The organism is Microvirga flocculans ATCC BAA-817 (assembly GCF_000518665.1).
Lineage (GTDB): Bacteria > Pseudomonadota > Alphaproteobacteria > Rhizobiales > Beijerinckiaceae > Microvirga > Microvirga flocculans.
The window spans coordinates 136,960-149,461 of record NZ_JAEA01000006.1 but is presented as its reverse complement, the minus strand read 5'-3'; the positions used below and the strand labels follow the sequence as shown (position 1 = coordinate 149,461).

12 protein-coding genes are annotated in these 12,502 nt (G+C 66.4%); 7 read left to right on the top strand and 5 right to left on the bottom strand.

Going from position 1 to position 12,502, the window contains the following annotated elements; translation table 11 throughout:
* Nucleotides 1-89: 89 nt before the first annotated feature.
* On the bottom strand, nucleotides 90-935 hold the full coding sequence (locus tag L879_RS0107610; RefSeq protein WP_027315570.1) for an HD domain-containing protein: 846 nt from the start codon (nucleotides 933-935) through the stop codon (nucleotides 90-92).
* A 307-nt stretch (nucleotides 936-1,242) separates the two neighbouring features.
* On the opposite strand from L879_RS0107610, the gene L879_RS0107605 reads away from it, so the two are divergent.
* The 4 genes from L879_RS0107605 (at nucleotide 1,243) to L879_RS0107590 (ending at nucleotide 5,309) form a co-directional block, all read left to right on the top strand.
* Nucleotides 1,243-1,632, top strand: coding sequence for a response regulator transcription factor (locus L879_RS0107605; protein ID WP_027315569.1), 390 nt, complete (start codon nucleotides 1,243-1,245; stop codon nucleotides 1,630-1,632).
* An 82-nt stretch (nucleotides 1,633-1,714) separates the two neighbouring features.
* Nucleotides 1,715-2,929 carry an NO-inducible flavohemoprotein gene (gene hmpA / locus L879_RS0107600; protein ID WP_027315568.1) on the top strand — a complete coding sequence of 405 codons (1,215 nt, stop codon included), beginning with the start codon at nucleotides 1,715-1,717 and terminating at the stop codon, nucleotides 2,927-2,929.
* A gap of 529 nt (nucleotides 2,930-3,458) precedes the next feature.
* The gene (locus L879_RS0107595) at nucleotides 3,459-4,628 is read left to right on the top strand and encodes a YihY/virulence factor BrkB family protein (protein WP_027315567.1); all 1,170 of its coding nucleotides are present in this window, start codon (nucleotides 3,459-3,461) and stop codon (nucleotides 4,626-4,628) included.
* A 159-nt stretch (nucleotides 4,629-4,787) separates the two neighbouring features.
* Nucleotides 4,788-5,309: a DedA family protein gene (locus tag L879_RS0107590; RefSeq protein ID WP_027315566.1), complete on the top strand. Its 522-nt coding sequence runs from the start codon at nucleotides 4,788-4,790 to the stop codon at nucleotides 5,307-5,309.
* 71 nt (nucleotides 5,310-5,380) lie between these two features.
* Here L879_RS0107590 and L879_RS0107585 read toward each other — a convergent pair whose 3' ends face one another.
* The 4 genes from L879_RS0107585 to L879_RS24595 all read right to left on the bottom strand — a co-directional run bounded on the left by L879_RS0107585 (nucleotide 5,381) and on the right by L879_RS24595 (nucleotide 8,764).
* Complete coding sequence (locus L879_RS0107585) at nucleotides 5,381-5,959, bottom strand: phosphate-starvation-inducible PsiE family protein (RefSeq protein ID WP_084020802.1); 579 nt, start codon at nucleotides 5,957-5,959, stop codon at nucleotides 5,381-5,383.
* Between the two features lie 14 nt (nucleotides 5,960-5,973).
* Nucleotides 5,974-6,588: an Hsp20/alpha crystallin family protein gene (locus L879_RS0107580; RefSeq protein ID WP_027315564.1), complete on the bottom strand. Its 615-nt coding sequence runs from the start codon at nucleotides 6,586-6,588 to the stop codon at nucleotides 5,974-5,976.
* Nucleotides 6,589-6,614: 26 nt separating this feature from the next.
* Nucleotides 6,615-8,051 (bottom strand): Do family serine endopeptidase, encoded by a 1,437-nt coding sequence (locus L879_RS0107575; RefSeq protein ID WP_051435144.1) that lies wholly within the window; start codon nucleotides 8,049-8,051, stop codon nucleotides 6,615-6,617.
* A 449-nt stretch (nucleotides 8,052-8,500) separates the two neighbouring features.
* The gene (locus L879_RS24595; protein WP_035458969.1) at nucleotides 8,501-8,764 is read right to left on the bottom strand and encodes a helix-turn-helix domain-containing protein; all 264 of its coding nucleotides are present in this window, start codon (nucleotides 8,762-8,764) and stop codon (nucleotides 8,501-8,503) included.
* A 124-nt stretch (nucleotides 8,765-8,888) separates the two neighbouring features.
* Here L879_RS24595 and L879_RS0107565 point away from each other — a divergent pair, with 124 nt between their 5' ends.
* The 3 genes from L879_RS0107565 to L879_RS20910 all read left to right on the top strand — a co-directional run bounded on the left by L879_RS0107565 (nucleotide 8,889) and on the right by L879_RS20910 (nucleotide 12,127).
* Nucleotides 8,889-9,770, top strand: coding sequence for a hypothetical protein (locus tag L879_RS0107565; RefSeq protein ID WP_027315561.1), 882 nt, complete (start codon nucleotides 8,889-8,891; stop codon nucleotides 9,768-9,770).
* 80 nt (nucleotides 9,771-9,850) lie between these two features.
* Nucleotides 9,851-10,492: a hypothetical protein gene (locus tag L879_RS20915; protein WP_154664131.1), complete on the top strand. Its 642-nt coding sequence runs from the start codon at nucleotides 9,851-9,853 to the stop codon at nucleotides 10,490-10,492.
* Nucleotides 10,493-10,540: 48 nt separating this feature from the next.
* A complete protein-coding gene (locus L879_RS20910) occupies nucleotides 10,541-12,127 on the top strand; it encodes an AAA family ATPase (protein ID WP_051435143.1) in 1,587 nt (528 codons plus the stop codon).
* Nucleotides 12,128-12,502: the final 375 nt, after the last annotated feature.

The following is a 12,502-nucleotide window of genomic DNA, read 5'->3' as shown; positions in this document are numbered from 1 at the left end:
CAGGCGTCGGCCGGGCCGTCCATCTCCTCAAGGCGATGCGAGCGACCTCCGAAGGCGATCCGGCCGGCCGACGCCACTCCAAGTTCTTCTCACCGCTGCGGCCCCATGAGGGCGAAGGCATGTTCGGCGCAGAACACATGGCTGTGGAGGTTCGCGATCCACTGCCGGCCCGCCGCCGTCACGTTCAGGTAGCCGATGGCCTCCTCCAGATGGGGCGAGACGCTGGTCCAGTAGAAGTCGGGATAGCGCTCGACCAGGTCGGCTGGTGAGCCGTAGCCGAGCTGGCGGTTGAGGCCAATCTCCTCGAACTCGTAGAACAGCGCATTGGCCTTCTTCAGATAGAGCGGGTCCCCCAGCTGGCCGATCAGGTCGGCCGCTTGGACCAGACGGCCTTCGCGGTCCTCCGGGGCATCACCGGGGCTCCGGCCTGGGGGGAACCGGGTGAACTCGATCGCTCTTGCGACGCGTTCGGCATCGATCGTCGGCGATTTCCCAAGCCGCTCAAGGACGAAGAGCTTGGATCGTTCGATATGGTAGGGGGTAAGGGCTGCATCCGAGGCGCCGCGCTCCAGTGATACGGTTCGTCCGCTCGCGTCCACAACGAACCGATCCTTGCCGTCGCCCTTCAGGATGCCGCGGACATAGCCGATGTCGTGCAGCAGGCAGGCGACGATCAGGTGCGAGTAGTCCTCGGGCTCCAGACGTTCGGTCAGAATGCGTCCGCGCAGGATGTCGCGCCCGACCAGGGTGACCAGGAAGGTATGCTCCACGTTGTGGTAGAGGGCATCGCTCTTGCCGAGGCACTCGAGCGCGACCCGCGCGATGCCGTCGAGCCGCTCGGCCTCGTCCCGGTATGATGATCCGAACAGCCGCCGGAAGTCATCCGCGAGTTGCTTGCCGAGTTCGTCCGCCACGATCGCGGGAATGGTCATCATCCGAGCCTCCTCGATGCAGTCCGCCTTTGGCAGGAGATTATAGCCGAATTGCCTCCCGACGCCGCGACCAGGGCAGAAGCCAAGTGTTGAATCTGAATAGCGCCGCTCGGCGTGCGCCGCCTTATGCCGATCAAGAGCCGCCAACCCACGCCCCGGGTGGCGCATCCACGAGGACATCAAGGCCGGCGGCTTCACTGAGGCCTTAAGGACATCTCCGGAATGGAAGGCTGCGGAAGCCTTTGGCATGATCCTGCGTGGCGGACCGCAGCGTGCGGGCGCTTGAGCGGAAACCAGGTAAGGTGGGGCCATGTCTGAACTCGCCGAACGCGTCCTGGTGGTGGACGGCGATCTTGCGGTGCGCAGTTCACTGAAGTTTGCCCTTGAGGTTGAGGGACTGGCCGTGCGCGCCTACGAGAGCGGCGCGGAACTCCTGTCCGATCCGGACCTTCCGCGGGAGGGATGCCTTGTGATGGACTTTCATCTGCCTGGAATGAGCGGCATCGATTTGCTCAGGAGGCTTGAGGAACGCCAGCTGCATTATTCGGTCATCTTCATAACGTCCGGGATGGCCCACAGGGTGCTGGAGTGCAGGGCTGAGGGCGACAGCTTCGAAGTGCTCGAAAAGCCGCTTGAGCACGACGTGCTCCTCGACCGCATCCATGTCGCCCTGGCAGCGTCCGCCCGCCGCTGGGCATGAACGGGAAACACCCACGTGTGACGCGGGTTTCCCGACCAGGTTCCATGCCGCCCCGTTGTTCCACCACGCTAAGGATGATGCCATGACGGACACACTGAGCGACACCACCATCCATCTCGTGAAGGCGACGGTTCCCGCACTCCAGGAGCATGGGCTGGCGATCACAAAGCGCATGTACGAGCGGATGTTCCGGAACGAGGGGATCCGCGACCTCTTCAACCAGTCGCATCACGGCGAGACCGGCTCCCAGCCCAAAGCCCTTGCGACGGCGATCCTCGCCTACGCGCAGAACATCGACAACCTCGGTGCCCTGGCTCCTGCGGTCGAGCGCATCGCGCAGAAGCATGTAGGCTTGAACATCCTGCCCGAGCACTACCCGCATGTGGCTGAGGCGCTGCTTGGCGCCATCAAGGACGTGCTCGGCGATGCCGCCACGGACGAGATCCTGGCGGCTTGGGGCGAGGCCTACTGGTTCCTGGCCCACGTGCTGATCGGCCGCGAGAAGGCGATCTACACCCACCTGGCCACCGCCCCTGGCGGCTGGAACGGCTGGCGCGCATTCCGGGTCGAGAGCAAGCAGCCGGAGAGCGAGACCATCACTTCGTTCGTGCTGCGGCCCGAGGATGGTCAGCCCGTGCTACGCCATCAGCCCGGCCAATACCTCACCTTCTGGATCGATATCCCCGGGCAGCATCCGCTCAAGCGCAACTACAGCATCTCCAGCGCCCCAAACGACCAGACTTACCGCATCTCGGTCAAGCGCGAGCCGCAGGGCATTGCCTCATGCTGGCTGCATGATCAGACCGAGGTCGGGACCGTGCTCAAGGTCGCGCCGCCCGCCGGCGAGTTCTTCCTCAATGAGGAATCGCCACGACCAGTCGTGCTGCTGAGCGGCGGCGTCGGGCTGACCCCGATGATGAGCATGCTGGAGACCATTGCGGCCCGATACCCCAACAAGTCCGTTCATTACGTGCACGGCACGCTGAACGGCTCGACCCATGCCATGAAGGATCGCGTCCGCTCTATGGCCGAGGCCTTTCCCAACATTCGGGCCACGACCTTCTACGTCGAACCACGACCGGAGGACCGGCAAGGCCAGGACTATGACCAGCAAGGGCTGATCAGCATCGAGTGGCTCAGGGCCAACACGCCGTTAGATGAGGCGGGCTACTACCTGTGCGGCCCGAGGCCGTTCCTGCGGGCGTTCGTCGGCGGGCTGGCTCTGGCTGGCGTACGGTCGAACCGCATCCACTACGAGTTCTTCGGGCCCGCCGACGAGATCCTGGCTGCGGCGTAGCCGGTCGCCAAGGATGCCATGGCATCCCGCGTCTGGGAGGATGGTGGACCACCAATGAAAGGGGAGGCGCATGCCGGAAGACACGGAGGCCTGTGCCGCCTGCCACGGCGCCGGAAACGTGCGGTGCGGCAAGTGTGATGGGGAGGGGGTCATGGAGGGCCTGGACCACGTCCGGCACCGGTGCTCCGTCTGCGGTGGGTCGGGATGCCTGCAATGCCAGGCCTGTGGCGGCACGGGACGTATGCCAGAAGGGCAATTCGGCGACGCCTCGTGATCCCTCCGTCCTCAGGTAAAGACCGGGAGACGACCATGATCGCTCCAGGCGATCTTCGAGGACTGCGCTCGGTCCAACTTGCGACGAGGCTCAATGTGCTCTGGACGCAACTGGGCAGCGCTTGAACCAGGATCGTGATGGACCAACCGGGACCCTGTCCGCCTGAAGCGGGGCGGGAACCGTCGACGTCTGGTTCCGGTTACCTCAATGGCCAAGCATGGCCCGTTTCCTTGTTCCGGAGGTGCCGCATCCATCATGACTATCGCCACGCCCCCGCTTCAGGATCCTAAGGATCGCCGGACCGGACCCGGCACGGCCACCATGCTGGCCATCGTGGCCGGTTGGGCCCTTGCACGCTTCGTCATCCATGGGCAGGGAAACCCCGCAGAGGCGAGGGCGCAACGGCCCGCCCCGGCGCGCGCCGGACGGGCGGATCGAAACCGCGGTTCGCAGCATGCGCCGCCACAGGCAGCGAGGGAGCAGGGGCGCGGGCGCGAGGCCGACACGCCCACCGAGATCCCGACGCTCGGCTGGAAGGACATCCTGTGGCGGACCTACGAGGAGTTCAGCGACGACCGGCTAATGTCGGTCGCCGCGGGCGTGACCTACTATGCCCTCCTGGCCATCTTTCCCGCCATCGCCGCGCTGGTGTCCATCTACGGCCTCTTCGCCGATCCGGCCACGATTCAGGACCACCTCAACGCGCTCTCGGGCGTGCTGCCGGGCGGCGCGGTGGAGATCGTTGGCGAGCAGGTGAAGCGGATCGCCTCACAGGGCGGCGGCACGCTGGGCCTCAGCTTCATCATCGGTCTGGCGATTTCGTTGTGGAGCGCCAACGCCGGCATGAAGGCGGTCTTCGACGCTCTCAACATCGTCTACGACGAGGAAGAGAAGCGCAGCTTCGTCCAGCTCAACCTCCAGTCCCTGGCCTTCACGCTCGCCGCCATCGCGTTCGTGCTTATTGCGCTCGCCGGCATCGTGGTCCTGCCGATCGTTCTCGACTTCGTCGGGCTGGGCAGCGGGGTCGAGTGGCTGCTCTCTCTCGCCCGCTGGCCCATCCTCCTGGCCGTGGTGGTCGCAGGGCTGGCGGTGCTCTACCGCTATGGGCCCAGCCGCGACAAGGCGGAGTGGAAATGGGTGACACCCGGCGGCATCGTGGCCGCCGTGCTGTGGCTTGCCGGCTCGATGCTGTTCTCGTGGTATGTCTCGAACTTCGGCAGCTACAACGAGACCTACGGTTCGCTCGGCGCGGTGATCGGCTTCATGACCTGGATCTGGCTGTCCAGCATCATCGTGCTGCTCGGCGCCGAGCTGAATGCCGAGATGGAGCACCAAACCGCGAAAGACTCTACTGAGGGCCCGTCGCAGCCTCTCGGACGCCGCGGCGCAACCATGGCGGACACCGTCGGAGCCGCGAAGGCGTAGAGGTGGGGCGGGCATGATCGGCTGCAATGCGAGCCGACGCATCGGAAACGCCTCCGGAGCGTTACTGGTCGACCACGGGCGAGGCGCAGCGGGGAGGAAACTGGCAGAGGCATCCTCCTTTGCTGTTGATCGGCTCAGCCCGAAAGAACCCGGTACCCCATGGACTTCGAGGCTATCCAGACCACCATCGTCGCGTTCGTGCGGCAGAACCAATCCTGGGCGCCGTTCATCGTCGCCGCACTGGCGTTCGGCGAGTCGGTGGCCTTCCTGTCGCTCTTCGTGCCCGCGACCGTGATCCTGATCGCCATCAGCGCCTTCATCGGGGTGGCCGACCTGGAGTTCTGGCCGCTCTGGCTCGGCGCGGCCATCGGGGCAGCCACCGGCGACGTGGTCTCCTACGCGCTCGGCCGGCGCTTCAAAACCTCCATCTACAGGCTTTGGCCGCTCTCGACCCATCCGCAGCTCGTCGGCAAGGGCGAGCGCTTCTTCTGCCGCCACGGCGTCTGGGGCGTGTTCATCGGCCGCTTCTTCGGGCCTGCGCGGGCGGTGGTCCCCCTGGTGGCAGGCGTCTTCGGAATGCAGCTGCCGCTGTTCATGATGGTGAACCTCGCCTCCGCCTTTGTCTGGGCGTTTGCGCTTCTCGCGCCGGGGGCAGGGCTCTCCGAGTATCTGGGGTGGTGACCTGACACTCTGCTGCTGTGGGCACGTGTCAATGCACGATCTCGGGAAGACTACGGGGAAGACAACGGCGGTTACTCCGCCGCTGCGCTTTCATGCTCCCGCTCGACTGCATCCTTCCGGTCCTGGTCGCGCACGAGCCAGTGAACCGCGCCCAGCGCCAGGATGGCCGCGGCCAAGCCAATAATGGTGAGCGGCTCGGTTTTGGTCGCCTCCAGGATGATGAACTTGCGGACGAGCGCGAGCAGGGTGATCAGCACCACCGTGCGCACCTGCACGATGCTTTCCTTGCGGTGCAGGACGCCGATGATCGAGTGGTTGAACTCCAGGGCGATCAGCACCGTGAAGATCATGCCGAAGATCGCCTGGAACACGCCCGTCTCGGCCGGGTCGAGCAGCCCGAACAGGACCAGCATGAGGATGCGGAACGTGAGGTTCACCAGCGCCGCCGCGATCACCAGGCTGATCAGGACGGTCAGCACCAGCGTGACAACCTGCTCGAAACGCTCGTAGCTGCTCAGACCAGGCCACGCCTCGCGGGTCTCGCGCAGGGCGTGGTCGACGGCCGCCGCGGCCCGGCCGGTGCCCACCGGCGAGCGGGGATCGATCCCTTTGGTTCCGGGGTGATCCCCGTCGTCGGATGGCTGCCTCATGCGGGATCGGCGCCTCAGGTGCTGGCGCCGCCGGAGGTGCTGTCCGGCGCGCCGCCCCGTGCGCCCTCACCTCCGGTGCCACTTGTGGTGCCTTGTCCCCCTTGAGAGCCATGGGTGCCCTGTCCGCCTGAACCGCGGCCTTGCACCTGGATGCGGCGCGAGCGCTCCTGCTGGGCCGTCTTCGGAAGGGTCACGGTGAGCACCCCGTTCTCGAAATGCGCCCGCACCTGCTCGGGGTTGATGGGGAAGGGCAGGCGCACGGAGCGTTGGAACGTGCCGTAGGAGCGCTCGACGAAATGGAAGTTCTCCTTCTCGTCCGAACGTTCGAACTTCTTCTCACCGCGGATCGTGAGCACGTCGTCATCAAGGCTTACGTCGATGTCCTGCTCGGTGACGCCGGGCAGTTCCGCCGTGATGCGGATCTCCTTCTCCGTCTCCGACACGTTCATGCTGGCGTTGACGAAGTTGCCGACGCCGCCCTGGCCCTGGCTGCCGGCCACAGGCAGCCCTGTGCCGCGCAGCACGTCATCGAACAGGCGGTTCATCTCGCGATGGAGCGATAGGAAAGGGTCGTTTCCTCCCAGCAAACCAAAACCGGAGCGGGAGGGTGTCAGGGGATTGCGTGCCATTCTCGTTTCCTCCTTTCAGAGATGGATTACGCAGTCACGGCGACGAAGAGATACTGGCCGTCGCGCTTCACGCGCAGCAGGATCGGCTTCTTCTCCCGTTGCGCGCGGCTCCATTCCTCGGCCACCTCGGACGGCCGAGAGACGTCGCGGTTGTTGGCCGCAACGATCACGTCACCCGGTCGGATGCCGTTCTCGGCGGCAGGGCTGTTCGGCTGCACCTGCTGGACGAGCACGCCCGTCGTGTCGGCGCCGAGCCGCTGACGGGTCGCCTCACCGATGGGCGCCAGGGCCAATCCCAACCGCTTGCCGCCATTGTCCGAACCCTGTTGGGTGCCTTCCTGGGACGCTTGCTCGTCCTGCCGCTGGCCGACGGCGACCGTGACCTCCTGCGTGGCTCCGCCCCGGACCACCGTCAGGCGCGCCTGTGTGCCGGGCTTCATGCCGGCGACGGCGCGGGTGAGGTCCCGGCCGCTGTCGACCGACTGATCCCCGATGCGGGTGATCACGTCGCCGGACTTGATCCCGGCCTTGTCGGCCGGGCCGCCCGGCTCGACGGAGGCGACCAACACGCCCTTGTCATCCGGCCGTCCCAGCGCCTGGGCGATCGCCGGGGTGATCTCCTGCAGCCTCAAGCCGACATAGCCGCGCTCGACACGGCCGGTGCGGATGAGCTGCTCGGCTACCGTTCGTGCCGTGTGGGACGGCACGGCAAAGCCGATGCCGATGTTGGCTCCCACGGGCGAGAAGATGGCGGTGTTGACGCCAATCACCTCGCCGCGGGCATTAAACAGCGGTCCGCCCGAGTTGCCGCGGTTGATGGCGGCGTCGGTCTGGATGTAGTCGTCCAAGGGACCGGACCGGATGTCGCGCGAGCGGGCCGACACGACCCCGACCGTGACGGTGCCGCCGAGGCCGAACGGACTGCCGATGGCGATCACCCAGGAGCCGGGCTCGGCGGCATCCGAATCGCCCCAGGTGGTGACCGCCATGTCGGGCTGCGGGTCGATCTTCAGCACGGCGATGTCGGTGGCCGGATCCCGCCCCACGAGCTTCGCCGGCACAGGAGTGTTCTCGCCGAAGGCGACATGAATGTCGTCGGCATCCTCGATGACGTGGTTGTTGGTCACGATGTAGCCGTCGGCGCTGATCACGAAGCCCGATCCGAGGCCCTGCCGGGGCTGCTGCCGCTCAGGGCTGGAGCGCTCCTCGAAAAAGCGGCGGAAAAGCTCGGGCAGATCCTGATCGTCCGGCGTGGATTGCGCCCGCTGCTGCTGCCGTTCCTCGACTCGCTGCCGCGTCGTGACCGCGACGACCGCCGGCATCTTCTGCTTCACGATGGCGGTGAAGTCCGTCGGCGCCTGCTGTGCGAGGGAAGGGGTGGGGGCTGCGGAAGCAAGAAGGAGCAGAACTCCTCCGATCACACCGGTTCGGAGGAGGGCGGGCAATCTGCTGTCATGCGTCATGGGAACCTCGTGGCGGCTCAGCGCTCTGCATCGGCGCTCAAGGCTCGGGGTGAATGCCGTTCAGAGCCCCAGGTTCCGTGTGCCTGCCTATGGCCGCACGCATCCGAAAACGCGCCCGTCATAGACGCGGACGACCGTGTCTGACGCCGGACCGAGTTGCCCTCAGGCGCTTGGCGGGGGTATAGATCGAGTTGTCGCTCGATCACCTGTGTGGCGCGAGCAGCTCCATAGGAACTTCCCGAGCGAAGTCAGAACATGCGGGAAGGCAATGGTGGCTCGCGGTGCGGGCCGGTTGGTCGCACCGCCGTCATGACGAAGGTCTTCGAGGATGGCGCTGATAGACCGTCTGCCGATCCGGATGCGAGACTGCGGGATTTTCCGTTCTCCACAGGCACCACTGTGGTGGGGCGCTTTCTGAAGCGCTGCTCAGCCGGCTGTGTTGGACCGACCTATTCGCTTTCGGGGGGAGGAAGTGCGTCCAGCACGCTACGCCGGATCTTCACCCCAACCCAGTCCGTGTCCTCGGTCCACACGATCCCATGATCCGAGAGAGTTCGCTCGATGGCAATGATCACGACTGGTTTGGGAAGCTTGCCACTGTTCTCGAAAGCCATCAGGACGCGCAATCCTACGTGGGCCGCCTCGGCAAGATCCCTCTGGGACCATCCCAGCAACGCCCGAGCCGCCCGGCATTGGGTACCCCGAATGGTCATGGCTGGCACAAAAAGTGCAGATTGACACAAAAAGTGCAGAACGACACTTTTGGTGCTGAAAAGCGTGGGCTGTCCACGTCGGGTACCTCGGAGCGAATCTATGACGGGTGGAAGGATCGTAGAAATGGCCGCGCTTCTCAAGGCCACGAGAGAGGCGGTGGCCGCAGCCGTCGCCACCAAGTTCCCCTTAGACGAGCTGCTCGGACCCGAGTTATCACGTCTGATCAGCGTGTCGAATTCGATCGTCAAGCGACACGGGCTTTTGCTCGAGCGCGCGATCATCGAGGCCCTGGAGGCCTCGGGGCGCTTCCAAGTGCTCCACAATCCTGTCATCCCCATCACCGCGGCAAGCGATTCCCTCGTGGCCTCGAACAGCCCGGAGGCCCTCGCGCGGATTGCCCTGCGCTACGACACGCCGGCGGTCCGCTCCGTCACCCACGACATCGTAGTGATCGATCTAGAGGCCGCTTGGGCCGGGGCCTACCAGATCAAGAGGGGAGGCGGGGACATGGGGCCTCGGCTGAGAAAGCCCCTGGAGCGCGACCTCGCCGCCGTCAGGTTGCTTTTGCGCGCGTACTTGCGTGACCAAGGTTTTTCGGCGGTCGACGTCGTCACCACGGCCGCGATCGATTACCTCGGCTCCGCCGGCCTGCCCGACCACCTGACGGTCTCGGGAAGCGAGCTGGACGAACACTTCGGCGTCCCGGTGGTGAGCACCATCGAACAGATGACCGACCATCTGCGGGCGGAGCTGCACAAGGCGGTTCCGGACCTGCTGCGGCCGCTCCTCGCCGTCCTGGAGATGCAGGCCGCTTCGAAGAGCCCGCGCCAGAAGGCCGGCACGAAGGAAGGCGCCGGCGAGGAACTGGTCGAGCCGCCGGATTTCCTCGTCGGCGATCCAGTCGACTTTCCTGCGCGGCCGGTCGGGCCGGGCCCCCGCCACACGCCGCATCTCCTCGTCGTCCCGCGTCCGCCCGAGCGTCCGACGAGCGGTCCGCTCTTTTGAGGTGCTGCCTGCCGGCGGCTGCAACGGAAACGGGACATGTGGTGCAGGAGAGCGAGCAAATGGCCGGGGCTATTCCAAACTTGACCTCAACGAGGAAGCTGACCCATTGCAGCCAGGTGCGGGCGAAGAGGCGGCTCAGTACAGCGGGTGTGCTCAAGGCCCCGGCTGCAACTGGGATGCTGCCGGGCCTCAGGCGCGTGCTCGAGGCGCACGTCATTGCCTCGCCTCTCGTCGTGTCCGCCAGCCCTGACCCCGCCTGCGAAGAGCTCTGGTGCGCGGCGCTTGAGGACGCGGGCTTGGCCGCTATGCGCGTCCAGCTCGCAACCAGGACAGCGACGCTGGTGGCCGTTCCCTCGGACCTGTGGCGGGATGGCGCCCGCCGTGCCCGCGCGCTTGCCCTCAAACAGGCGGCGGCCCGGTCCGGCCGCCGCGTGGTCGTGATGCCCGAAGGGGCGCTGCGCCGGGAGCCGAGGCTGGGCAACGCCGTCCTCATGGCGCAGGCCGCGCAGGCTGCGATCGGCGCAGAGGACCGGATTGCCGTCATGGCGGCCCTCGCGGAGGAGCCAGGGATGGTGCTGGGCGACCTGATCCAGCTCGTCCGGCACGAGCCCGACAGGGTGGCGGCGGTGCTGTCGCTCGCGCGGAGCGGCGTCGTCGACGTCGACCGCCGCAAGCCCATCGGCCCTCTGTCCGCAGTCTGGCTGTGCGCCAGCGACGTCTGATCGGGCTCGCGCGAGCCGACATCATCCTGCGCACGATCGGGAGGAGCGATGGCGATCAGACCAAGCCTCAAGAAGGGACCGCAGTCGGAGCCACAGGCCGACAACGCGTTGGCGGACGAAGTCGCGCCAGCTGGGCGTTCACGGCAGCACGACCGCCTCGATGCGGCCCCGGACCTGATGGGGACCGCGGCAAGCGACCGGCGGCAACCAGTTGGGCGGCCCAACCTCACCTTCATGGTCGACGAAGATCCGGAGGACTGGTTCGCCCCGATCGATCGCCTCATCAAGGAATACGACAGCGTCCAGCCGGAGGCGGATCTCCGTTTGGCGGACCTGCACGGGCTCGGTCCCGCCAAGGCATGGGCTGATGGTCTCGTGCGCGATCTGCGCGACTACAGCGCCGGCCGCATCGCTCTCACCGATCTCGACCGCGGTTGCCTGCTCGCGGGCCCTCCCGGTACCGGCAAGACCACGCTCGCGCGGGTGCTGGCGCGCGAGGCCGAGGTAAACCTCGTCGCGACCTCGGCGGCGACGTGGCTGTCGCACTCGCACCTCGGGGAGGTGATCCAAGCCGTTAGGTTGGACTTCGCCGCCGCGCGGGAGCGGGCGCCGTGCGTCCTGTTCATCGACGAGGTCGACGGCCTCTCCGACCGCACGGTGGTCGAGCCGCGCTACAGGTCGTACTGGACGTCCTTCATCGGCTGCGTCCTCGAGGAGATGGACGGGCTCAAGTCGCAGCCCGGCGTGGTGATGATCGGAGCCACCAACTTCCTGAAAGCCGTCGATCCCGCGCTCCTCCGCAGCGGGCGGCTCGAGCGTGTGATCCACGTTCCGGTTCCGAGCACGGAGGACTTGGCCCAGATCATGCGGCAGAAGCTGGCATCCGACCTGACCGACGCCGACCTTATGCCGCTGGCCGTCCTCGGGCTGGGCGGAACCGGCGCCGACGCCGAGCGCTGGGTGCGCGGCGCCCGACGTCGGGCCCGCCATGCCGGACGCAGGCTCACCCTCGAAGATCTCATGGCCGAGATCGCCGGCCCGGTCGACACGGTTTCCACCGAACTTCTTCGCCGGTGCGCCGTACATGAAGCGGGCCATGCCGTAGCCGCCGTTGCGTCGGGGGAGGCGGTCAGTGTCGAGATCTCTATCGTCGGACAAGGAAGGCACGCCGGGACGACGCGGGTGGCTGGCGGGCCGGAGCAGCCGATGACCGCCGAGATAGCCCGCCAGATCCTGGTCTATCTGTTGGCCGGGCGCGCGGCCGAGGAGGTGGTGCTCGGCGGCGTCAGCGCGGGAGCGGGGGGCGCCGAGGAGTCGGACTTGGCCATGGCGACCCGCCTCGCGGTGCGCATGCTCACCGCGTACGGCTTGGCTGGCCCGGCGCCGTTAGTCTACCTGGGCGCCAACCTGCCGGCGTCCCATCTCCCGCCGCACCTGCTGGCGGAGGTGAGGCACGAGCTGAATGCCGCCTACAAGGAGGCGACCGCTTTAATCCGGGCGCATCAAGCAGCCGTCGAGCAACTCGCGGCCTATTTGGCCGACCGTCTCGCCGCGTCCGACGCGGTCATCCGCGCGATCTTTGAGGCGCATTCCAGCACGCAAGGGTTCCCTGCAGGTGCAGACACCCGGCACTAGCCATCGTTGGTGACCTGTTTCGGGACGATCACGGCGGGGCCGTCCTGACACGGCCGCAACCTCTGCGGCCGAGGTCAGATCGGACAGACTGCGGAAGGGGAGCAGCCGCGAGGTTGCGGTCGAGGTCAGGAGTGAACGCCGCTAGTGGGTACTGTTGGTCAAAGTCCCTATGGAAGTCGACCGAGTGGAGACTGTGCCGCTGCCTAGTGTCTGAAGCAGGCTTTCACATATGTTAAGGTCGCGTCTGGTTCGCTGTGTGTAATCTGTTTTTTACGTCGTTCACCCCGCCTCACCGTCCCGCCGCTCATGCCCGACTCGGATCAGCTTCCTGGCAGCAAGCCGAACCAGGACCAACCTTCCTTGCAAGAGACAATC